Origin of the sequence: Furfurilactobacillus milii (assembly GCF_021654115.1) — a bacterium.
Taxonomy (GTDB): Bacteria; Bacillota; Bacilli; order Lactobacillales; family Lactobacillaceae; genus Furfurilactobacillus; species Furfurilactobacillus milii.
Genome location: NZ_JAIWJF010000005.1, coordinates 42,256 through 66,786, shown reverse-complemented (window position 1 = coordinate 66,786; position 24,531 = coordinate 42,256). Strand labels below are relative to the sequence as shown.

At 44.3% G+C, this 24,531-nt stretch carries 17 protein-coding genes, 5 tRNA genes and 1 riboswitch; of the genes, 1 reads left to right on the top strand and 21 read right to left on the bottom strand.

Annotated elements, in window-relative coordinates; all coding sequences use genetic code 11:
* Nucleotides 1–26: 26 nt before the first annotated feature.
* The 7 genes from rpoC to LDK34_RS07350 form a co-directional block, all read right to left on the bottom strand.
* Entirely contained in the window at nucleotides 27–3,683 is a 3,657-nt protein-coding gene (rpoC, locus tag LDK34_RS07380; protein WP_236941620.1) for a DNA-directed RNA polymerase subunit beta', read from the bottom strand.
* 41 nt (nucleotides 3,684–3,724) lie between these two features.
* The gene (gene rpoB / locus LDK34_RS07375; protein WP_178942153.1) at nucleotides 3,725–7,366 is read right to left on the bottom strand and encodes a DNA-directed RNA polymerase subunit beta; all 3,642 of its coding nucleotides are present in this window, start codon (nucleotides 7,364–7,366) and stop codon (nucleotides 3,725–3,727) included.
* A gap of 256 nt (nucleotides 7,367–7,622) precedes the next feature.
* A complete protein-coding gene (locus LDK34_RS07370; protein WP_178942152.1) occupies nucleotides 7,623–8,213 on the bottom strand; it encodes a TetR/AcrR family transcriptional regulator in 591 nt (196 codons plus the stop codon).
* A 208-nt stretch (nucleotides 8,214–8,421) separates the two neighbouring features.
* Complete coding sequence (locus tag LDK34_RS07365; protein WP_178942151.1) at nucleotides 8,422–10,920, bottom strand: ATP-dependent Clp protease ATP-binding subunit; 2,499 nt, start codon at nucleotides 10,918–10,920, stop codon at nucleotides 8,422–8,424.
* Between the two features lie 75 nt (nucleotides 10,921–10,995).
* Entirely contained in the window at nucleotides 10,996–11,469 is a 474-nt protein-coding gene (locus LDK34_RS07360) for a CtsR family transcriptional regulator (protein ID WP_017262637.1), read from the bottom strand.
* A 116-nt stretch (nucleotides 11,470–11,585) separates the two neighbouring features.
* Nucleotides 11,586–12,245, bottom strand: coding sequence for a thiaminase II (tenA, locus tag LDK34_RS07355; RefSeq protein ID WP_178942150.1), 660 nt, complete (start codon nucleotides 12,243–12,245; stop codon nucleotides 11,586–11,588).
* A gap of 235 nt (nucleotides 12,246–12,480) precedes the next feature.
* Entirely contained in the window at nucleotides 12,481–13,479 is a 999-nt protein-coding gene (locus LDK34_RS07350; RefSeq protein ID WP_178942149.1) for a D-2-hydroxyacid dehydrogenase, read from the bottom strand.
* A 222-nt stretch (nucleotides 13,480–13,701) separates the two neighbouring features.
* Here LDK34_RS07350 and LDK34_RS07345 point away from each other — a divergent pair, with 222 nt between their 5' ends.
* Nucleotides 13,702–14,088, top strand: coding sequence for a hypothetical protein (locus LDK34_RS07345; RefSeq protein WP_178942148.1), 387 nt, complete (start codon nucleotides 13,702–13,704; stop codon nucleotides 14,086–14,088).
* A gap of 106 nt (nucleotides 14,089–14,194) precedes the next feature.
* On the opposite strand, the gene LDK34_RS07340 is transcribed toward LDK34_RS07345, so the two are convergent.
* From LDK34_RS07340 to LDK34_RS07275, 14 genes are all read right to left on the bottom strand, one after another.
* Entirely contained in the window at nucleotides 14,195–15,112 is a 918-nt protein-coding gene (locus LDK34_RS07340; RefSeq protein ID WP_236941619.1) for a DMT family transporter, read from the bottom strand.
* Nucleotides 15,113–15,150: 38 nt separating this feature from the next.
* Entirely contained in the window at nucleotides 15,151–15,540 is a 390-nt protein-coding gene (locus LDK34_RS07335; RefSeq protein ID WP_161001033.1) for a hypothetical protein, read from the bottom strand.
* Between the two features lie 204 nt (nucleotides 15,541–15,744).
* Nucleotides 15,745–16,314 carry a hypothetical protein gene (locus LDK34_RS07330; protein WP_178942146.1) on the bottom strand — a complete coding sequence of 190 codons (570 nt, stop codon included), beginning with the start codon at nucleotides 16,312–16,314 and terminating at the stop codon, nucleotides 15,745–15,747.
* A 135-nt stretch (nucleotides 16,315–16,449) separates the two neighbouring features.
* The gene (locus LDK34_RS07325; RefSeq protein WP_236941618.1) at nucleotides 16,450–17,406 is read right to left on the bottom strand and encodes a DHH family phosphoesterase; all 957 of its coding nucleotides are present in this window, start codon (nucleotides 17,404–17,406) and stop codon (nucleotides 16,450–16,452) included.
* A 230-nt stretch (nucleotides 17,407–17,636) separates the two neighbouring features.
* Nucleotides 17,637–17,710: transfer RNA gene (locus tag LDK34_RS07320), tRNA-Pro, on the bottom strand.
* A gap of 45 nt (nucleotides 17,711–17,755) precedes the next feature.
* Nucleotides 17,756–17,829 (bottom strand) — tRNA-Arg (locus LDK34_RS07315).
* Nucleotides 17,830–17,852: 23 nt separating this feature from the next.
* Nucleotides 17,853–17,924: transfer RNA gene (locus LDK34_RS07310), tRNA-Gly, on the bottom strand.
* A gap of 24 nt (nucleotides 17,925–17,948) precedes the next feature.
* A tRNA-Thr gene (locus LDK34_RS07305) sits at nucleotides 17,949–18,022 on the bottom strand.
* A 7-nt stretch (nucleotides 18,023–18,029) separates the two neighbouring features.
* Nucleotides 18,030–18,111, bottom strand: a tRNA-Leu gene (locus tag LDK34_RS07300).
* A gap of 540 nt (nucleotides 18,112–18,651) precedes the next feature.
* A complete protein-coding gene (serS, locus tag LDK34_RS07295; protein WP_236941617.1) occupies nucleotides 18,652–19,953 on the bottom strand; it encodes a serine--tRNA ligase in 1,302 nt (433 codons plus the stop codon).
* A gap of 301 nt (nucleotides 19,954–20,254) precedes the next feature.
* On the bottom strand, nucleotides 20,255–20,902 hold the full coding sequence (locus LDK34_RS07290) for a deoxynucleoside kinase (protein WP_017262628.1): 648 nt from the start codon (nucleotides 20,900–20,902) through the stop codon (nucleotides 20,255–20,257).
* Between the two features lie 360 nt (nucleotides 20,903–21,262).
* Nucleotides 21,263–22,873, bottom strand: coding sequence for an amino acid permease (locus tag LDK34_RS07285; protein WP_178942143.1), 1,611 nt, complete (start codon nucleotides 22,871–22,873; stop codon nucleotides 21,263–21,265).
* Nucleotides 22,874–22,997: 124 nt separating this feature from the next.
* Nucleotides 22,998–23,181: riboswitch (Lysine riboswitch) on the bottom strand.
* 98 nt (nucleotides 23,182–23,279) lie between these two features.
* On the bottom strand, nucleotides 23,280–23,804 hold the full coding sequence (locus tag LDK34_RS07280) for an Rrf2 family transcriptional regulator (protein WP_161001028.1): 525 nt from the start codon (nucleotides 23,802–23,804) through the stop codon (nucleotides 23,280–23,282).
* A gap of 107 nt (nucleotides 23,805–23,911) precedes the next feature.
* Nucleotides 23,912–24,457, bottom strand: coding sequence for a GNAT family N-acetyltransferase (locus LDK34_RS07275; protein ID WP_178942142.1), 546 nt, complete (start codon nucleotides 24,455–24,457; stop codon nucleotides 23,912–23,914).
* Nucleotides 24,458–24,531: the final 74 nt, after the last annotated feature.

Below are 24,531 nucleotides of genomic sequence, written 5' to 3'. Positions count from 1 at the left end.
TCAGTAATTACACGGATAGCAACCAATTACTTGGTGCTTGTGTTCTTAGCATCCTCTTCACGCATTTTCTTTTCTAAGTCACTGATGGAGTAAACGCCCTCGGTACCAGTTACTTCAGCTTCTTTAGGCTGAATCTTCCGGTAATCTGGCATCCCAGTACCAGCTGGAATGATCTTCCCGATAATAACGTTTTCCTTCAACCCAACAAGTGGGTCGTTCTTTCCACGGATAGCAGCGTCGGTAAGAACCCGCGTTGTTTCCTGGAACGAAGCAGCAGACAAGAAACTGTTTGTTTCCAAAGCAGCCTTAGTAATACCTAAGATCACTGGACGACTAGTTGCAGGAATACCACCGGCAACCAGAGTCTTCGTGTTAGCATCCTTAAAGTCAGCAATGTCCATCAATGTTCCTGGCAACATATCAGTGTCACCTGGATCCATGACACGGACTTTCCGCATCATCTGACGAACCATGATTTCAATATGCTTGTCGGCAATACCAACACCTTGCATCCGGTAAACACGTTGAACTTCACGTAACAGGTAGTTTTCGGTTGACAGAACGTCACGAACCTTCAGCAATTCCTTAGGATCAATTGACCCTTCGTTCAATGCTGAACCACGGTGGATAAAGTCACCTTCAGCAACACGCATCCGCGCACGTAATGGTAACGTGTACGAACGTGTCTCGGCTTCACCCTTAACCGTAACTTCTTTCGTCCGTTCAGCTGGGTTTTCTTCGATTGAGACGATTGTCCCAGTCACTTCAGTAATCTCAGCTTTACCTTTAGGGTTCCGAGCTTCAACAATTTCCTGAACACGAGGAAGCCCTTGGGTAATATCGTCACCGGCAACACCACCAGTATGGAAGTTACGCATAGTCAATTGAGTACCAGGTTCACCGATTGATTGAGCAGCAACAGTACCAACTGCTTCACCAACTTCAACGCGGTCACCAGTGGCCATGTTACGACCGTAACAACGTTCACAAACACCATGTTTCGTGTTGCAAGTGAAGGCTGAACGAATCACAACTTCTGTTACACCAGCATCAACGATAGATTGAGCAACGTCTTCATCGATCATCTGGTTAGCCTTAACTAAGGTCTCACCAGTCTTAGGATGTTTAACTGACTTCATTGCGTAACGACCAAGAATCCGTTCGTACAAGGATTCGATCATTTCATTACCGTTAGTAATGGCATGAATCGTCAAACCACGGTCAGTACCACAGTCCTTTTCACGAATGATAACATCTTGCGCAACATCAACCAGACGACGAGTCAAGTAACCAGAGTTGGCAGTCTTCAAAGCCGTATCAGTCATACCTTTACGGGCACCATGAGTAGAAATAAACATTTCCAACACAGAGAGACCTTCACGGAAGTTTGAAACGATTGGCAATTCCATTGTTTGACCGTTAGGCGCAGCCATCAAACCACGCATCCCAGCTAACTGAGTAAAGTTTGAAATGTTACCACGGGCACCGGAATCACTCATCATAAAGATTGGGTTATTCCACTCCATGGAGTCAACCAGTTGTTCTTGAATGTCATCCTTAGCAGTGTTCCAAACGTCAATAACACGTTGGTAACGCTCGTCATCAGTAATTAAACCACGACGGAACTGTTTAGAAATCGTAGCAACTTGCTTACGTGCATCAGCAACGACGTCATTCTTCGTCTTCAATGTTGAGATATCAGCAATCCCAACCGTCAAACCAGAGTTAGTAGATTCGTAGTAACCCAAATCCTTCATCCGGTCCAACAGCAGTGAAGTAGCTGTTACCTTGTAACGCTTGTAGACTTCAGCAATGATATCAGCCAAGAAGCCTTTCTTGAATGGATCATTCAACGGTTGATTACTCAATACAGACTTCAAGTCAGTACCAGGTTCCAAGAAGAACCGGTCATCGATACCGTCTGTCAAGTTGTCACTCGTTGGTTCGTTCAAGTATGGGAATTCGTCAGGCAAGATGGCGTTAAAAATCATCTTCCCAACAGTCGTAATCAAGATGCGACTCTTTTGTTCATCAGTAAATGGCTTAGTTGGCATTGATGAAGTTTGCACACCTACACGGCTGTGTAAGTGAACATAACCATTTTGGTAGGCCACGCGGGCTTCGTTCAGATCTTTGAAGATCATGCCTTCGCCTTCACGACCAGCTTCTTCAGTAGTCAGGTAGTAGTTACCGATAACCATATCCTGAGAAGGTGTAACCACTGGACGACCATTGGCAGGTGCCAAGATGTGTCCGGCAGCCAGCATCAGCAAACGTGCTTCAGCTTGTGCTTCGTCTGACAACGGAACGTGGATGGCCATTTGGTCACCATCGAAGTCGGCGTTATAAGCTTCACACACAAGTGGGTGCACACGCATCGCTTTACCAGAAACAAGTACTGGTTCGAATGCCTGAATCCCAAGACGGTGCAAAGTAGGGGCCCGGTTCAATAGAACTGGGTGTTCCTTGATAACGTCTTCCAAAACATCGTAAACATCGTTATCCTGACGGTCGATCTTACGACGGGCATTCTTGATGTTAGAAGCAAGATCGCGCTTAACCAACTCTTTCATGATGAATGGTTTGAAGAGTTCCATGGCCATTGGCACAGGTAATCCCATTTGGTTCATCTTCAAAGTTGGGCCAACATCGATAACAGAACGGCCAGAGTAGTCAACACGTTTACCAAGTAAGTTTTGACGGAACCGTCCTTGCTTACCCTTCAACATGTGAGACAGTGACTTCAACGGACGGTTACCAGGACCGGCAACAGGACGGCCACGACGACCGTTATCAATTAACGCGTCAACGGCTTCTTGCAACATCCGTTTTTCGTTTTGCACGATGATACCAGGTGCATTCAAGTCTAACAAACGCTTCAAACGGTTGTTACGGTTGATAACACGACGGTATAAGTCGTTCAAGTCAGAAGTGGCAAAACGACCACCTTCCAATTGAACCATTGGCCGTAAGTCCGGTGGAATAACCGGAACAACGTCCATAACCATCCAGTCAGGACGGTTACCGGATTGAATGAAGGCTTCCAAGATGTCTAGACGACGAACGGCACGAGTCCGTTTTTGACCAGATGCATCCTTTAACTCTTCCTTCAATTCGCTGGCTTCTTTATCCAAGTCAACAGCTGCCAGCAACTTACGAATTGCTTCGGCACCCATTTCAGCTTGGAATTCGTTACCATATTGGGCTTTCTTTTCACGGTATTCACGTTCAGATAACAACTGCTTGCGTTCCAAAGGTGTGTTGCCTGATTCCAACACAACGTATGAAGCAAAGTAGATGATTTCTTCAAGTGCCCGTGGGCTCATGTCAAGAACCAAACCCATACGACTAGGAATACCCTTGAAGTACCAAATGTGGGTAACGGGAGCAGCTAATTCAACATGCCCCATCCGTTCACGACGAACCTTAGAACGTGTAACTTCAACACCACAACGGTCACAAACAACACCCTTGTAGCGAATCCGTTTGTACTTACCACACGCACATTCCCAGTCTTTTGTTGGTCCAAAAATCCGTTCATCGAACAAGCCGTCACGTTCAGGCTTTAATGTCCGATAATTGATGGTCTCAGGCTTCTTAACTTCACCATATGACCAGCTGCGGATTTTGTCGGGCGACGCAAGCCCAATCTGCATGCTTTCAAATTTGTTGACATCAATCAAAGGATTGACCTCCTTATTAGTTTCAATGGTGACAGTTCACACTACTCGTTTGTGGTGTTTCCTGACTCATTAGCCGGTGTTGTTGCTGGCTGTGCAGGTGCTGAAGCTGAGTTCGTGTTTGTACTAGCATCGTCTGACTTATCGTCAACTGGATGTTCAGCAGCGTACTTGCTCAATGCATCAACATTCACAACGTCATCTTCATCATCGTCCATGTCACGCAGTTCAATTTCTTGTTTGTTGCTGTCAAGAACCTTCATGTCCAACCCAAGTGCTTGTAATTCCTTAACCAACACACGGAAGGACTCAGGAACACCAGGCTTAGGAATTGGTTCGCCCTTAACAATGGCTTCATAAGTCTTAACACGGCCAACCACGTCATCTGACTTGTAGGTCAGAATTTCTTGCAACGTGTAAGCAGCACCATAAGCTTCCAAAGCCCAAACTTCCATTTCACCGAAACGCTGACCACCAAATTGCGCTTTACCACCAAGTGGCTGTTGCGTAACCAGTGAGTAAGGTCCGATAGAACGTGCGTGAATCTTGTCGTCAACCATGTGGGCCAACTTCAGATAGTGCATGACACCGACGGCAATCCGATTGTCGAATGGTTCACCAGTACGGCCATCGTACAGAACGTACTTGGCATCAGCTGGCATACCAGCTTCTTGAACGGCATCCCAGATATCCTTATCTTGCGCACCATCAAAGACAGGCGTAGCAACGTGGATACCCAGTTTGCGGGCAGCCATTCCCAAATGCAGTTCCAGCACTTGACCAATGTTCATACGGGAAGGCACACCCATTGGTGAGAGCATGATGTCAATTGGTGTCCCATCAGGCATGTAAGGCATGTCTTCTTCAGGAATAACAATTGAAACAGTCCCCTTGTTACCATGACGGCCGGACATCTTGTCACCGACCTGAATCTTACGTTTCTGGGCGATGTAGACACGAACCATCATGTTAACACCAGGTGATAATTCATCCCCGTTTTCACGAGTGAAGATCTTAACATCCTGGATAATACCGCCACCACCATGCGGAACATGGAGTGAAGTATCACGAACTTCACGGGCTTTTTCACCAAAGATAGCATGTAGCAAACGTTCTTCAGCAGATAATTCTGTCACACCCTTAGGCGTAACTTTACCAACCAAAATGTCACCATCATGAACTTCAGCACCAATTCGGATAATTCCTTGTTCATCAAGATCCTTTAAGGAATCTTCACCAACGTTAGGAATTTCACGGGTCATTTCTTCCGGTCCAAGTTTGGTATCACGTGCTTCTGATTCGTATTCTTCAATATGAATCGAAGTGTAAACATCATCCTTAACCAACCGTTCGGAAATCGCAATGGCATCTTCGAAGTTGTAACCGTTCCAAGTCATAAAGGCGATCAATGGGTTTTGCCCAAGAGCAAGTTCCCCACCTTCCATGGAAGGACCATCAGCCAAAATTTCATCGGCATCAACCTTGTCGCCAACCTTAACGATTGGACGTTGGTTGTAGTTCTTACCACCGTTTGAACGACGGAACTTCATTAACTTGTACGTGTCTAAAGTGCTGTCTTCACGACGAACGCGAATCTGCGTAGCATCAACGAATTCAACCGTTCCGGCAGCCTTACTGATTAAAGCAACACCAGAGTCATGGGCAGCCTTATATTCAATCCCAGTACCAACAAGTGGTGCATGAGGATCCAACAAAGGAACAGCCTGACGTTGCATGTTGGCACCCATCAGAGCACGGTTAGAGTCATCGTTTTCCAAGAATGGAATACATGCGGTCGCAACGGCAACTACTTGCTTAGGCGAAACGTCCATGTAGTCGACGTTGTCGATGGAAGTTTCAATGTTTTCATCTTTTGAACGAGCCAAAACTGTGTCATCAACGAACGAACCATCGTCATTCAATGGCGAGTTGGCCTGGGCAATAACAAAGTTATCTTCTTCGTCGGCAGTTAAGTAGTCGATTCGGTCAGTAACCTTGTGGTTGTCCCATGAAACACGACGATATGGTGTTTCAATAAAGCCATAACGGTTAACCTTCGCATAACTAGACAGTGAGTTGATCAACCCAATGTTTGGTCCTTCAGGCGTTTCAATTGGACACATCCGACCATAGTGGGTGTAGTGAACATCCCGGACTTCATATCCGGCACGGTCACGCGTCAAACCACCAGGTCCAAGAGCAGACAGACGACGCTTATGCGTTAATTCGCCAAGTGGGTTCGTCTGATCCATGAATTGTGACAGTTGTGAACTACCAAAGAATTCTTTGATTGAAGCAACAACTGGACGAATGTTAATTAATTGTTGTGGCGTTACTGTGGCGGAGTCCTGAATAGACATCCGTTCACGAACAACACGTTCCATCCGTGATAAACCAATCCGGAATTGGTTCTGCAGTAATTCACCCACAGAACGAATCCGGCGGTTACCCAAGTGATCGATATCATCTGTTGAACCAATACCTTCTTGCAAGTTAAAGAAGTAATTGATGGAAGCAATGATGTCGGCAGGTTGAATGGTGTGGTTCTTTAAGTCGATATGACCGTTACCAATCATGTTCACAACTTGTTCAGGATCCTTCTTAGAGAAGACCTTGATCATTTGAACATTCATTGGTTCCGTCACAACAGCTTCATCAGAGGGTGTGAACGTTACCGACTTGAAGTCTTCCTGATCCAGATATGGTGCCAACTTAGCCATAACGGTCTTGTCGATCACAGTACCCTTTTCAGCAATGATTTCACCTGAGTCAGGGTCAGCCAACGTTTCCGCTAACGTCAAACCTAACAAACGGGTGTGCAAGTCTAACTTCTTGTTTAATTTGTAACGACCAACTGGTGCAGTGTCGTAACGTTTTGGATCGAAGAAGCGCGCCGTCAACAGGCTCCGTGAAGAGTCGGCTGTCTTAGGTTCACCAGGCCGTAACCGTTCGTAAATATCCTTCAAGGATTCTTCGACACGTGAGTCATCGGAATTCTTGTGAATATCCTTTTCCAAGGTCGACATGATGCCGTCGCTATCACCCAAGATTGAGATGATCTCGTCGTCAGAGCCATAACCCAAAGCACGAACTAATTCGGTCATTGGAATCTTACGAGTCCGGTCAATCCGAACATAAGAGATTTCTTTAGCATCGGTTTCGTATTCCAACCAAGCACCACGGTTAGGAATGACAGTTGCGCCGTAAACTTCACGACCATTCTTGTCTTCGTCTTCCGTGTAGTACACACCAGGAGAACGAACCAATTGAGAAACGATAACCCGTTCAGCACCATTGATAATGAACGTCCCCTGATCAGTCATCAGTGGGAAGTCACCAAAGAACACGTCTTGACTCTTGATTTCACCAGTTTCGTGGTTGGTCAAACGTAAAGTAACGTGCAGTGGTGCAGAATAGTTGGCATCGTGTTCACGTGCTTCATCCACGGTGTACTTTGGTTCGAGTAACTGGTAGTCAACGAATTCCAATGATAAGTTTCCTTGGAAATCATCGATTGGCATGATGTCGTCGAACATGTCACGCAAGCCTTCGTCCAGGAACCATTGATAAGAGTCCGTTTGGATTTCAATCAGGTTCGGTAAATCAAGAACTTCCTTGATTCGTGCGTAACTTCTGCGGGTACGGTGTTTGCCGTATTTAACTAAATGCCCTGCCAAGTTCTTCACTCCTTCGAAATGATTTTCCAGTGAATAAGTCCTCGTTTTAGTGTTACAGTTTCATTACAAATGACCTGTAACACTGTTTTTGGGCATAAAAAAGGCAAAAGCACCATTTCTTTTAAAGTTTAAATGAAAGCTGCTTTTGCTTCTCTATAAAGGCCTTGACGGACAATAGATCGCCAAGACGATTTTTATTCACAGTGATATACCATTAATAATATACTCGGTTTTGCTAAATGTGTCAACGAGAAACGCTCAACTTTTATTTCTCTGCCACACCAAACAAAATGAGGCGTAGCAGCACTTGAATGTGCTCACGTTGACTCAAGTTTGCGCCACCCAGTTGGTGAAACTTAGCAAACAGTGGTGCCAAACTGGTGAGGTAAAAATTGGCTGCCGTTGCCGGATCAACCCCGTCACGTAAAACCACTTTATCAGACTTAAAAAAGCGCATGATGGGTTGCAAATAATCCTGTGCAAACAATCGACCAAGCTGAGCCTGATTCTCAGGACGCAGATATTGAAAGCTACCATGAATCAAGCTAAAAGCGTCACGCGGATGAATAGCGACCATTGCTGCTGACATATCCGTCAGGATTTCAAGCCCATCCCCTTTGTTAGCATCTAAAATTTGATTCATGTTTGCTGCTAACTCACCACCAACAGTTTCGATCACCTGCACAAAAATCAGTTCTTTGTCGGCAAAGTGATGGTACAGTGCCGGTTGGGTAATGCCTGCTGCTGTCGCAATGTCACGCGTGGATGTGTCCGCATAGCCTTTTATTAAAAATTGTTCGCGAGCTGCCTCCAAGATTTTTTCTCGAGTGGCAGCCAACTGCGCCTCACGACTCATATTTTCACCTCATCGAGCCGTTCGTCAACAACTACGCACGGCTTCATCTTTCCCTAATCTCCACCAGTGTGCCTGTTCTCCGCATAAAATGCAATTTTTACAGACACGTTTAGAACACAAAAACGCTTATCGAGTTTTCCAACTCGACAAACGTTTTTTTTAATGGTTCAATAACCGCCCACTAGCAATTATTAATTATCAACTCAGGCTACTTAGAACCAACTGTCGGTTTCTTGGCAGATTGTTCCTTAGTTGTAACCGTAATTTTACCAGCCTTAGCGCCAACTGTAACAGCATCATTTGTCTTTATTTGACCAGCAATCAATGCCTCACTCAGCTGATCTTCAACCTGAGTCTGTAATGCGCGTCGAATTGGACGAGCACCATACTCAGGATCAAAGCCAGCATCTGCGACGACATCAATGGCAGCTGGCGTAATTTTAACTTTAATGCCCTGTTCGGCGATTCGTGCCAACACATTGCCAGCCATAATCTTCACGATTTCGTGCAATTCTGGCTTCGTCAATGAGTGGAAGACCACTGTTTCATCAATTCGGTTCAGGAATTCTGGACGGAATGTCTGACGCAGGGCTTGTCGAATCTTGTCTGACATTGCAGCGTAGTTGTCTGTCGCGCTAGTTGCACCGAAACCAACTTCTTTATCGTCACGAACAGCTGTGGCACCCAAGTTAGATGTCATGATCAAAATCGTGTTACGGAAGTCAACCTTGCGGCCCTTAGAATCGGTTAAGAAACCATCATCAAGAACTTGTAACAACAAGTTGAAGACTTCAGTATCAGCCTTTTCAGCTTCATCCAAGAGGACAACTGAGTACGGTTTGTTACGAACTTGTTCGGTCAGTTGACCACCTTCATCATAACCAACGTAACCAGGTGCAGCACCGATCAAACGACTTGAGCTAAAGCGTTCTTGATATTCAGACATATCCACACGAATCATGTTATCTTCTGAACCGAACATCGCTTCAGCTAACGCTTTAGCGAGTTCCGTCTTCCCGACCCCAGTTGGTCCAAGGAACATGAACGAACCAATTGGACGGTTAGGATCCTTCAAACCAGAACGAGCACGACGAATGGCACGAGAAACAGCTGAAATAGCCTCGTCCTGGCCAACTACGCGTTTGTGGAGCACCTTTTCAAGGTTCAGCAAACGTGCTTCTTCATTCTTCTGCAGCTGTGTTAACGGAACGCCTGTCCATTCGGAAACGACTTCAGCCACGTCTTCTTCGCCGACTTTTAGTTCATAATGCGGCTGACCGGACAACGCTTCGTTATCTTGGTCATCCATCATCTTGTCGACACGTTTGCGCAAGGCCATTTCCTTTTCACGCAATGCGGCAGCACCATCGAAATCTTGGTTTTCAATCGCAGCTTCCTTCTGTTGACGCAAGTCGTCCAACTTGTCTTCCTGTTTAGCCAACTTGGTCTTGTGACCAGATGCATCAATGCGAACTTTGGCAGCTGCTTCATCCATTAAATCAATTGCCTTATCAGGTAGGAAACGTTCCGTAATGTACCGAGAGGACAGCTTAACCGCTGCTTCAACCGCATCATCAGTGATTTCAACTTGGTGATGTTCCTCATAACGGCTCTTCAAACCCTTTAAGATTTCCGTGGCTTCATCTTCTGTTGGCTCGTCAACCTGAACAGTTGCAAACCGACGTTCCAGAGCAGCGTCTGACTCAATATACTTTTGGTATTCGTTAAGCGTAGTCGCGCCAATGGTTTGAAGTTCGCCACGAGCCAACGCTGGCTTTAAGATGTTAGAAGCATCAATCGCACCTTCAGCACCACCGGCACCAATCAACGTGTGCAATTCATCAATGAACAGCACAACATGACCATCGTTGTAAATTTCCTCAATGACCTTCTTCAAACGGTCTTCAAATTCACCACGATATTTAGTTCCGGCAACCAGTGATCCCATGTCCAACATCATCAACCGTTTATCAGCCAAATCGTCAGGTACATCACCAGCAACGATCTTCTGAGCTAGTCCTTCAGCAATCGCTGTTTTACCAACCCCAGGTTCACCAATCAAAACTGGGTTATTCTTGGTCCGACGACTGAGAATTTGGATCACCCGTTTGACCTCTTTTGCGCGACCAACCACAGGGTCCATTTGCTTGTCAGCAGCTAAGGCCGTCAAGTCACGCGCTAATGAGTCAAGCGTTGGTGTGCCTTCTTGCTTATTTGCGTTGTTGTTAGCTTTTGCCATCTGTTGACGCCGACGCGGTGTGTCAGCGACACCTAGCTTACGCAAAATCACTTTACGTGTTTGTGCTAAATCAAGATTTAGTGTCATCAGAATACGCGATGACAGGATACTCTCATCAGACAACAACGCTAAGAGTAAATGTTCAGTCCCGATTTTAGTAGAGCCCAAACGTTTTGCTTCATCCCCAGCCAATGTCAAAATGTCCTTGGCCTTCGGAGAATATGGTAAATACGTATCCTTGTCAGCGTTCGTCAGCGTACCGTAACCAGTAAACCGTTCGATTTCTTCACGGACGTCCTCTTCTGTCACGCTAAATTGCTGCAGGACTTTGTTAGCAATCCCATTTTGTTCAATGGTCAGGGCCAGCAATAAGTGTTCAGTACCCACAGCTTGGTGTTTAAAATACTTCGCTTGTTCCTGTGCTAATACCAATACATCTTTAGCACTAGGTGTGAATAAATTGTCCATCTTCTGTCCTGCCTTTCATTAATGCAGGCCTTAATTAACCCCTGCAAATCGTCGTTAAATCAATATTAATGAGCATTAGTCTTCAAAACGAAGGCGGTTGAGCACGCCGATTAGAATCCGGGCGCGCAATGTATTTTCAACTTCGCGGTCGGCAACATTGAGCGTATCTTTGTCAATTGCCGAAAGAATAATGTTGGCTTCACGTTCCTTTAACACCCCATCATTAAATAGGGAATTAACTATAGCATATGCATCATGTTGATTGATTGAATCACCAACCACATCGTTCAGTAAATTATCCAACACATCGGCGTCAGCCAGTAAGTTGACCTTTTCAATACGAATATAACCACCGCCGCCACGCTTACTTTCAACAATATAACCGTTTTGAATGGTAAACCGTGTCTTAATGACGTAGTTAATCTGAGAAGGAACGACGTTAAACTGGTCGGCAATATCCGAACGTCTAATTTCTACCTGCTCAGCATCCTCCAGGATTCCCTTCAGATACTTTTCGATGACATCCGAAATATTTGTTGGTCCTTCCATCATCGCTCACCCCAATCTTTGACTAATATTGACTATATTATACGAAGATTGACGACGATTGCAATTAAAAAGTTTTTTAGTTCACTAGTAGCAACGTCAGTGCGCCACATTAAACCTCATTGCCAATCTTGGTGATCCAAAGCCATCTGCCAAAAATCACGTTCATAATAGGCACTCCGTGAAAAAGCTTTGGTCATTGCATCACGACCCGTCGCATCTGTTTGACGGGCAACTTGATCTGTTAACTTAATTTGCTTCGCTACTGGTCCTGTATAGTCATCAGACTGATAACTGTCAATCCACGCTTGAAAAATTGGAACTGGTGAGGTGACTCCTTGTAGTGACGCACCAACATCCGCGTATAGCCATGCACATGGCAACAATCCGGCAATGGCTGCCGGTGCACCAGCCTGTGTTAGTGTCCGATACATATGTGACGTGTAAGCATATGTCGTCGGCGCAATTGGTGTATTGACCACATCTTGTTGAGAGATACCTAATTCTTTAAAGAACGTCTTGCGCGTCGCGATTTCACCATCGTGCAGACTATTCGCCAACTCCTGCAACAACGTCTTGACTGCCTGGTCCTGGCTTGCATCCGCCGCCAATTCATGAATTCGTGCAAAGTCACGTAAATAATAATGATCCTGAATTAAATAATAACGAAATGTTGGCAACGTCATGCTGCCATCACTTAATTTTTTTATAAACGGATGATGAATACTTTCCTGCCACACCGTTTGATTTTGTTGATAAACTTGCTGACTAAAATCCATCACAATGACTCCTTGTATTCCATACTGTATTGATTCTTACCGACAGATTCAATCTATCAAAGTCATTATCCTCTTGCAGACTAAAACAGTGAACAATTACATGACTTTAATGAAGGGTTCACTGCAACATTCATCTTTTAACGATTGTTAGCAAAGTCAAAAAACAACACGCCCAATTTATTATTGAGCGTGTTGCCTATGGTTCGGTCGTCTAATAAAACATCAGACTCATTATCTAGTTAAAAGCCACTACGTTGTCAGCCTTACCAGTTTCAATCAATTGTTTGTTGTTGTTCAAAGCAAATTGAACCATGTTCCGAACAGCGGTGGTGGTATAGAAAGCGATGTGAGGACTTACCAAAACGTTTTCGCGTTTCATCAAGTTCTTCAAACGATCATCAGGAATAGCATCAAAGCTACCAAAGTCTGTGTTGAAAATACCAACTTCGTTTTCGTAAACATCAAGTGCTGCACCGGCAACTTTGCCACTGTCCAAAGCCTTGATCAAGTCATCAGTATCAACCAGATCTCCACGGGCAGGGTTCAAGATGTAAACACCATCCTTCATCTTGTTAAAGGCGTCAGCATTTAACATGTGCATGTTTTCCTTCGTTGCAGGAGCATGAAGGGAAATAACATCTGCTTGCTTGTATAATTCATCCAAGGAATCAACGTAGATGCCTTCTTTTTCCAATTCAGGATTGTGGAAAACATCATAGGCAACGATTTTAGCACCAAAGCCACGGTAGATTTGGATGGCAGCACGGCCGATCCGACCAGTAGCAATAACACCAACCGTTAAACTGTTTAATTCAGTTGCAATATCTGGAGCCCACTTTAAGTCACCTTTGGCCTGACGGTGCTCGTACTGGGTCGTGTGACGAAGTACCCGCATCAATTCAGTAACCGTAAATTCAGCAATTGCTGCTGGTGAATAGGCAGGAACGTTGGTAACCTTGATGTCGTTACGTTTAACAGCATCAGCGTCAACGTTATCAACACCGACGTTACGTAATGACAGGTTCTTAACTCCCAATTCTGCCAAACGATCCAAAACTGAGGCCGTGTAAGGCTTTTGTTGGTAAACAACTGCCCCGTCAAAGCCTTTTGCCTGATCAACTGTGTCGTCGGTCAACAAATCCTTAACGATTTTAACCTCAATATTTTGATCCTTGGACCATTCTTCTACATATGGACGTTCGTCATCGCGAATGCCGTAAGCAATAATTTTCAATGCAGACACCTCCATGTATATTTAAACTACATCATTAGTATAGCATTAAAAACCGCGTAGTGGCGGCGTTTTCAGGCTTGTGAACCTCACTTTTTGAAAGTAATTTTCATTAATTGTTGGTATCAGTGGCTTCAATCCAATTTTTTATTTTACGATATTATAAGTTTGTTACCTATATCACAACTAAGCGCGTTAAAATATAGGTGAAATGAAGGTGATCAAATGCAACAGCTATCTGTTTCCCAACTTGCCGCTTTAAAGCAAGAATTGCGGACACAAAATCTGCAACAGCGATTTATCATCATCCATCTACGTGATCAGCAACACGGCACCTTTTACCTCATTACCGATTATCAACGCGTCATCGCCCTCAAAACTAAACATAAGCACGTGCAAATTGATATTGTCCAAGACATTGTGCCCGTCACCAATCGACTAGCTTACTGGGCCGTTGCACAGCAAGCCTTTACTGCTAGGCCATGGGATCTTGCCTTCCAGCAACAGCTACTCCAGTGCACTAACGCTGTTTTGCAGGAAAATCATCATCCTTCCAATACCGATTTTCCATGGAACACATCAGATACATTTGATCACCCAGTTGAGCAATAATCTCAACACACGCCTGCTATTCAAAAATAACGTCAAAACACGTCAACGAACTCTCTTTGAGAATCCATTGACGTGTTTATTTGAATTTATGTCTATGAATGACCAGTCAGCCCTCATCACGCTTAGGTGCATGGTAACTGATAGAGAGCATCACCACTGCTAGGATAATCAATCCACCGCCAAGTGCATCAGCCCAAGTAAAGACCGTGTGCAGCACTAAAATTGAAATGACCGTTGCTGCCAGCGGTTCAAAGGCATCCATTAAACTTGCTGTTGTCGGAGTGATGTATAGCAAACTGACTGAATACATGACAAACGCAATCAATGTACCAAATAGTACGACAGCGCCAATCGACAAAACCGTCTTTGGTGTCATTGTCGGCACGCCAACCCACATTGGTTGAATAAAGTTCATGGCGATCCCACCAATCAGTAAGCCCCAGCCATTTACGTTGACCGAGCCAAACGTCGGTAGCAGTGGCCGCGGCAATAATGTACTGGTCGCCACGGCCACTGCCGACATGAGCCCCCAAAACAATAATGCTGGTGAAACGGCTAAATGCGTAATGTGACCATGAGTAACGACAAAAAAAGCGCCTAACAATGCCAACACCATCCCAATAGTTTCCGAACGTGATGGTAATTGATGATGAAAAATCACGTAATACACCGTGATTACAATTGGCCCTAAGAACTGCAAGATAGTTGCAATCGCAGCATTGCCATAATGGACTGCTAAAAAATAAAAGTATTGGATGGGAATTAATCCCACCAATCCAAAAATAATTTGTTGTCCGGCCGTTTTCCATGACCGCCAAACAGCAAAAATATCTTGATGTCGAATAACGTTGAATAACAGAAGCAAAAGGCCAGCCAGTGTCATCCGAATCGTCGTCAGCCATGCAGGGGTAACAACGTTATTTTCAAACAACGTTTGGGCGATCACGCCTGAAATACCCCACAACATTGAACCGCCACTGGCTAGCAAGATTCCCGTTAAAATATGTCCATTACGTGGTTCCACAATCTCTCCCCCAACGACTGGTCATTGGGGCATAGAAATTAAGCATCCCAATGGCGATTTTTCAGTCGATTACGACGTTCGTACACAACTGAATACCAGACAATACCGGCAATAATTTCAAGTAGTGCAATGAGACCAACAAAATACCGGACTAACCCCGCTTCAGCGAAAAGTGCCACCAGCAGCACAAATAGTCCGAATACTACGGCTAAGGCAACCGTAATCGATAAAATGAAGCGACCAATACGCTGGTTTCGCTTGTACCAGCCAATGCCAAAGGCCACGCTATAAACTGCGACGGCTAACCACCACCGCCATAAACTAGCAACTGTAATGTAGTGAATGGCCGGCCAAATCGTCAATAAAATCACACACAAGATCATCAGCAACCAAACAGCAACAGTTGCGCGTTTCGCCTTCTGATTCATTCTGACCATCCCCTTTTTAAACATAATAGCTTATTATAACCATGAATTAACAGTTAACACAAAGTGACGAGCTCACGAGCGCACGGAACATTCCCCGTCATCCATATAAAAGAGCCATGATATCAATCACATCGATCGTCGATGAATAATTAATAGCACAGCCCATCTGAGTGAAACTTTTTTACATTTGCCAACTCAATGTCATTAAATTTGTCGCGGATCATTAGCCGGCTCAATCTGACCATGCAAATGAAAACGTCGCTCATGCTGGCGATTAGTTACACGTTGGCTCTCTGCTAACTTTGCTTGGCTTTTCGCACTTGCTAACTGACTAATTACTGTTAAAAGCTGATCATTAGATAATTCAGCTAATTGGTGAGCAGTCGCAATTGTGACTGAATCCCATTGTTGTACTGAGTGACCAGCTTCTTCATCCAAAACGATTTCCATTAACAACCCAATATTACTAAATAGATGGCTGTGCGCCGTTTTTTCGGCATGATCAAACCAGGCTAACACGTCTTCGCCATCACCTGTCAATACTTGGCGCCGATAAGGCAATTTCATGAGACATTGCAAAAACTCAGAATTATCCAGTTGGCTAACCGCTTGGGCCGCCGCCAAGTCTTCAACAGCTGGCACCGCCCCTTCGCCGGTCATAATTCCATCTAAGTATGCTAAGTGGCGAATCAAACGAAAATGACGACGATCCTTTCGTTTGACCGTCAGCCACTCATCAAAAACGGTTACCGCATGTTCATGTTTAATATCCACAGCCATCACTTCCTAGGACGCTTTAATCCTAAAGTAACATGGCATCAATTTTCGACCAACTAATCAGTTCCTAAATATACAGCTATCAATAAAATGATTATTATAAATTATTAGTATTCTTAACAAGGCAACCGCTTAATGCGTTTGTTGCCATTGCTGCATCAGCTTGCTCAAAGACGCAATCATGTCGTCAACTTCCTGTTGATCCGCAGCATTGGCTCCACTAGCTAAATCATGGCCACCACCATGATGTGCTTTCGCTAATTCGTTTACTGCTGGTCCTTTGGAACGTAAGTGAACTCGGTAACTACCGTCAGGATTTTCCACAAATAATAGCCAAGCCCGAACATCAGCCAAGCGACCGGGAGTTGATACTAGTGGCTGAACCTCATTGGCTGCCAACGAAAGAGAAGCCAACTGAGCCTGTGATATCACATAATGTGCGGCGCCAAAGTCATCAATTTCAATATTAGCCAAGACATCCCCCATCAAACGACCGAGACCACGACTCAACTCATTTTCGTGACGCCCCACTTCAGCAGCATCAATCCCGGTTGCCAACAATTCACTGGCAACGGCGAAGGTGTGTGCACTAGTAGCCGGATACAAGAACCGACCTGTGTCACCCACTATTCCAGCATAAAACAGCAATGCCGCATCACGTGTCAAACTAAGCGTTTCTTGATGTGCGTCAATAAAATCGACAATTAATTCCGAGGTACTGGATGCGTCCGGCAACACCCAGGATAAGTCACCATAATTGTCATCATTAGGATGGTGATCAATTTTAACGAGTTGCCGGCCTTGATTGAACCGGTCATCATCGATGCGCTCGGTATTGGCCGTATCAACTGTTATCACTAACGCGTCCGTGTATTGGTCATCCGAAACAGTGTCTGACTGACCTAACCAGCTAAGATCGTCTGGAATCGTTCCAACCGCAAATATCTGCTTATCCGGAAAGGCATGCTGTAAAGTCAGTTTTAGGCCAAACTGAGATCCTAATGCGTCTGGATCAGTTCGCTGATGACGATGGATGATAATTGTCTTCGCCTGTTCAATGGCGTTAAAAATTGCTGTTGTGTCACTCATAATAACTGAACTCCCTCTAATTACCGATATCCTGCAATAACTGTTGCAATTGCCAACACGGTTGAATGATTGATTTTCAAATGTTCAATCTGTCTACAAGTTCATCATGCCATATTTTTCGCAACTTGACGACTAAAACGATAGCTTGTTTTGCGTTGTAGCCAACAATAACAGTCAAAAAAACAGCCGCTAGTCAACATTGACTAACGACTGTTCGCTTTAAACAATGATCGGGACAACAAGATTTGAACTTGCGACCCCTGCGTCCCGAACGCAGTGCTCTACCAAGCTGAGCTATGTCCCGATAAATAAAATGACCGCCGCCAGCACCTGGCAGCGGTCATCATGATGCACCCAGTAGGAGTCGAACCTACAACCTTCTGATTCGTAGTCAGACACTCTATCCAGTTGCGCTATGGGTGCATTCTCATAACAGCGTTATGAAAAGCGGAAGACGGGATTCGAACCCGCGACCCCCACCATGGCAAGGTGATGTTCTACCACTGAACTACTTCCGCATAACAATAAAACAAATGGAACCATGCCGACTAGAGGATTCGAACCTCCGACCCCCGCTTTACTAGAGCGGTGCTCTGACCAACTGAGCTAAGTCGGCAACATGATGCGGATGAGAGGACTCGAACCTCCATGTCAAAAGACACTAGAACCTAAATCTAGCGCGTCTGCCAATTCCGCCACATCCGCAGCATCTGATTCTGTTCCCTCATCAGACAACTACTAGATAATATCATTTACGCTCAAAAACTGTCAACACTGTTCCGCATTTTTCTTCAATTTTTGCCATTTATTTTTCATTAATAGAGTTTTTGATCGTTCAGGTCCAGTTTGAAGAAAACTTCTGCGTTCGATTGTCAGGGTTGAAATCATTGTGGGACCAGTTCAAGCCCCAAAACCGGTCTTTCACTTCGACTTGAAGCCTTAAAGAACAAGTCTTCAAGCTCGTCCGTGTTGTTAATTCGGCAACCCCACCGAATTAACAACACCTTCACTATAGATTTCAACCCTGCCACTCTGCCACTCACGTTGCACTGGCAAGGTAACCAACGAAGTTAATAGCCGCGGTGTTGCATAAACACAATTCAGAATCGACAAGATTAAGCCAATTGAAATTTCTCAAAAACACTCAGTTCAACCAACGAAATAACAACACTAATAAAAAACGAACCATGTTTGCCATCATAATGGTAGTCATCACATGATTCGTTTATTCAAATTGCAGAGCAATTAGTCTTCAACGTGCTTTGCGTGGGCGTTTTCTTTAGTAATCTTAGTCACACCGTGCATGTAGGGAACCAGCACATCCGGAATGGTAACCGAGCCATCTTCATTTTGGTAATTTTCCAAAATGGCTGCGACCGTCCGACCAACAGCTAAACCGGAACCGTTCAATGTGTGAACCAAGTGAACTTTACCATCTGCATCACGGTAACGGATTTGTGCTCGACGTGCCTGGAAATCTTCACAGTTAGAACAACTAGAAATTTCACGGTAAGTTTCTTGATGTGGAATCCAAACTTCAAGGTCGTGCGTTTCAGCTGCAGTAAAGCTCATGTCACCTGTTGCTAAAGTAATGACGTGATATGGCAAGCCTAGTTTTTGCAGAATGTTTTCAGCATTACCAGTCATCTTTTCCAATTCTTTGTATGATTCTTCTGGCTTAACGTACTTAACCATTTCAACCTTGTTGAATTGATGCATCCGAATTAAACCACGGGTGTCACGACCAGCGGAACCTGCTTCAGAACGGAAACTTGGTGACAATGCAGTCACATAAACTGGTAGTTGTGCTTCATCCAGCACTTCATCACGGTAGTAGTTCGTCAGTGGCACTTCCGCAGTAGGAATCAATGTCAAATCTTGATCCTGAATTTGGAAAACGTCTTCTTTGAACTTTGGAAATTGGCCAGTACCATACATTGAAGCACTGTTGACCATATAAGGTGGAATAACTTCTTCGTAACCTTCTTCTTCATGTTGATCCAACATGAAGTTGTAAACGGCACGTTCAAGCTTGGCACCCATCCCCATGTAGTACACGAACCGAGCACCAGAGACCTTAGCTGCCCGTTTGAAGTCTAGGATACCTAAGTCTTCACCAATATCCCAGTGTGCCTTCGGTTCAAAGTCAAAGTGAGGAATAGCGCCCACTTTACGGTCTTCACGAGAATAATTTTCGTCTGGGCCAACAGGGTCTGTATCGTGTGGGAAGTTTGGTAAGCGGGCCATCTTATCGTTGAACTCGTCCAATACCTCAGCCAACTTGGTGTCCAATGCTTTAATATCAGCACCAACTTCACGCATTTCGGCAATCTGTTTATCGGCGTCTTCATGATTTCGTTTGGCAACACTGATGGCATCCGAAACCGTGTTTCGTTTAGCTTTTAACTGTTCCGTCTGTTTGAGTAAATCGCGGCGTTGTTCATCTAAGGCAATCACGTCATCAATCTGCTCAGGCTTAATCGCCCGCGTTGCCAACTTTTCTTTAGCTTCATCTGGATTATTACGAATCCGTTTAATGTCTAACATCTAACTACCTCCATTTTTTTCACAAAAAAACGCCACTCGTCCCATCACAATTGGGACGAATGACGTTAATTCGCGGTACCACCCAAGTTCACCACTACTGATGCTCTCGAACATGCTAACGACTCTCGCCGTGCGGGATTAACCGCCCACTTTAACCGTTGCTGGAATGATTGCAATCCGGTTCTCATCAACCACCGGCTCTCTTAATCGCAATACTGAATGCAACTGTGTTTAATATCTGTTTATGTCTATTGACAGCTTATAGCAACTAAATCGTTGGTGCAACCCCAATTAACACAAATTAAGCAGTCGCTAATTGCAGTGTGCTCAATTTTGCATCAATTTGTGCAAGAACGGCATTTGCTGCATCTGGATCTTCAACAAAGTCATACTTATCACCATCGATGCGCATTTTAGGGCCATGATCATAATTGTTGTACCAAGCTGTATAACGATCGTTCAATTGTTTGTAGTATTCGTACAATGAAGGATCGTTATCAATTTGTTCGTATTCACGGCCACGTTTTTGAATTCTTTGTAACATGGTGTCAAATGAAATGTCGATGTGGATCAAAAGATCAGGGTTCTTTTCATGAGGTGCATCTGGCAATTCCTGCATCATGTTCTCTAATAAAGAATCATAGATGTCAACTTCTGTTTCCGTCGAACGACCTAGGTCGGCGTTCAAGTGGAAAAGCAATGAATCTTCATAAATTGAACGATCCATAACACTTTCATCATCTGCAAAAGAAGCCTTGATAGAATCCATCCGCTTATTTAAGAAGTAAATTTGAAGCAAAAAAGCGTACTTTTTTGGATCCTTGTAAAATAATGGCAGAATTGGATTATCTTCCACTGATTCATAAAAGGCCTGTGTATGTAAGTGACTTGCCAATAAATCAGTTAAGCTCGTTTTTCCTGCACCAATCGTTCCTGCTAAAACAATCATGTCTTTATCTCCCCTGATCTCTATCAACCGCACCACAATGCGTGGTCAGCCGTGACAGAACGTGTTTATCCTTTAACTACCTACATATTGTATCACGCTCGGAGAATCTCGCCATATATTGTAGCTTACAAATTAAAACGTAATCTTTCTGTCATAACCAAATGGACAACCTTATTTTTTATCAAAACGAGCCATACTAACAAAGATAGCCTTTTCATATTGTGCCCGACCAAAATTAAATATATTTATTTGATGACATTTAGGTTTGAATATAATAAAAACTCGCTGGTACAAATTTTTGTATTCGTACCAAGCGAGTTCTATTTGGTTTCACATTTAATCCAATTTGAAATTGATCAATTATTTGATCGAATCATTTTTAGGTGCTACTGATTCGTCATTCGTCAAATCGTGAGCCACTGACGTTGCGCTTGTGGTCTTTTTATCCGTTTGTGCAACCGTCTCAACTGTTGCACTGCTTTCAATATCACCTGATGCAGCTGAAGCATCAGCAGCGGTATAGCTTTCACCATTTGTTTTTGGCGTCAGGTCAACCTGGTCCAATGGAATGATGTGTGTCCGGTGACGAATCTTGTAATAGCCCCACAAAATCAGGAACAACGGCACACTCATGTATGTTACCAAGATAGCTTGCAAATCAAGTTGTGCAAACGACTTCAAGTTTTGACCAACAATGACAACGATACCCAATACAAATGCCAAAATGGGACCAAATGGGAACCACTTTGCATGGTAACGGAGTTCACTCAACTGATGTCCTTGCTTAATAAAAGCACGACGGAAACGGTAATGGCTAATCGCAATCCCCAACCAAGCAATGAATCCGGTCAGGCCAGAAGCGGCAACCAAGTACATGTATAACTTCGGTCCAAAGATACTGGTCAAGAAAGTTAATAATCCGATAACCGTTGTCCCAACCAACGAAGCCATAGGAATCCCACGCTTGTTCGTCTTACCAAAGAAGCCTGGTGCGTAGCCTTCGTTTGCTAAGGAGTACAACATCCGAGTGGAAGCGTACATCCCTGAGTTTGCTGATGAAATAACAGACGTTAGGATAACCGCATTCATCACACTAGCGGCCGCAGCTAACCCTGCCCGACGGAAGACCAGCGTAAATGGACTGATGGCAATGTCTGTGGCACTTGAACCCAGCAGATCCTTGCTTGTATAAGGAATGATGCAGGCAATAACAAAGATTGCCAAAATGTAGAATAACAGAATCCGCCAGAACACTTGGCGAATTGCCTTGGGAATACTCTTTTCAGGTGTTTCACTTTCACCAGCTTCAATCCCAATTAATTCAGTCCCTTGGAATGAGAAACCAGCTACAACGAACACGGAGAGCAATGCTGGCACACCGCCAACAAATGGCGCCTTTTTATAGGTCAAATTTGAAAAACCAGTTGCGTGACCGCCCATGATACCAAAAATCGTTAAGGTCCCAATGACTAAGAAAATCAGGACTGTGACCACCTTGATAATGGACATCCAGTACTCTGTTTCACCAAACGAACGAACCGATAATGCATTGATAGTAAAAATAATTGCTAATGCGATCATGCTAAAAATCCACGCCGGTACGTTTGGTAACCAAAATTGCATAACTAAGGCCGCCGTCGAAACATCCACGGCTAAAGTAATCGCCCAGTTAAACCAGTAATTCCACCCCATCGCAAATCCCAATGCGGGATCCACAAACTTGGTCGAATATGCCGCAAACGAACCAGTTAGCGGCATGTATGTTGCCATCTCACCCAAGCTGGTCATTAAGAAGTAGACCATAATCCCAATTGCCACATAAGCAACCAAAGCACCACCAGGGCCAGCTGCCGAAATTGCGGAACCGGATGCAACGAACAACCCTGTTCCAATACTGCCACCTAACGCGATCATTGATAAATGTCGCGTCTTCAATTCGCGGCGAACCGCGCGATTCTCATTTTCTGCCATATCGAGTTCCTCCCATTTTCTAAAGAGAAGCACTTGATGTAATCCGAATAAATAAAAGGCCGGTCTGTTTATCATGCACAAAGACACGCTTAAACAAACCAACCGTCAAATTCATCCTGGTCAATCGTTAGATAGCGCTCCGTGGCGTTTTTATTTACCACGACAGTTCGTTGATTATTCACCAACGTCCCAACAAGATACTGATACAGCAGTAGCTCATTTCGGCGACGCACCCTTTAACCAAGCGTTACAGAACCTGTACGTTCTCGACTTGGCGACTCATGATTGTCGCAACCTCTTCATTCGATATAAACAGAGTATAAAAAGAAGCCCCGCAAATTGCAAGGCTTTCAGCAAAAATGAAAACGTATTCATCAAATCAATCAGTCATTTACCCGAGAAAACGCTAATTTTCTCCATGGATAAGTGCCTTTAGTTTGGCGGTGAAATTCGGATAGTTCACCGTACTTTCATTCCAATCAACAGTCGGGATAATTTGTGACTGAAAAATATGGACCAGAATCCGATGAACCGACGTTTCTTGTAACACATGTTTATACTGTTCGTCTGCGGCAACAAAGATGTCTGTCAACACCTGTGTACCACGGTTAGCCAGTGGTTCAACATCATCGAATACCCGATCAATCAAACCATTGTTGGGATATGTTTGAATATCGCCCTCTGTCGCTACCACCGCATCCCAAACAGTAATTTGACGTGAATTACGCCCCAACGTAAATCCACCCTGATTGCCAGACACAGATCTAACTAGACCAGCAACGACCAATTTGCGAATGATTTTTCGCATATAAGTTTGCGAGCCACCCAATCTCGTGTGAATGACTTCAGATGTGATGGGTACGTTCGTATCTTGGGTTGCGAGTAACGCTAAAATACATGCGGCTTGCTCAAAGCCCCTCGTTAATTGCATAATTTCTTCCTAACCTAATTATCACGATAGAGATAACTTACCATTGCCATCATAGCATACCAAGCATTAATGATAAACGTAACTCAACCATTAACCTCGACCACATTTTACTGATGCAATGCAAAATCATTTGGTGTTAACCGAAAAAAACGCTCTGTTTTCCCTGGTGCAAAAAAATCAGTTGCCGAATGCTGAATCTCATGATCAAATTGAAAACCAAACCGCTCAAAAATACGCGCCGAGCGTTCATTATCTGAAAAATAAGATCCCCACACTGCTTGTAGCCCCTGATCAAAGCCATAAGTTAAGACCGCCATCACTGCCTCAGGCATATATCCGTGACCCCAAAAATTTTCGTTAAGCATGTAGCCAATATCCCGTTCACCGTGCACCAATGCGCCATCATGTCCTGTTCTGCCGTATAGTCCAACGGTACCAATAATTTGGTCCTCTGCTTGACGGGTAATGCCCCAAATCCAGCGTTGCCCCAATGTTTGGCGCATCAAAAACCGTGCTTCAAATTCATTATGAACCGGCTGAAAACCGGCTGGCATCGCAACACGCGGATTTCCAACAATTTGAGTGAAAGCCGATAAATCAGATTCTCGAATACTTCGTAGCTCTAAACGTGCCGTTTTTAGTGGTATTGCCATCCTCATTACCTTCCAATCAATTTTGCCGTTACATCACGAATTAGTTGCACTCCGTCACCATTGGGCTCTATCAT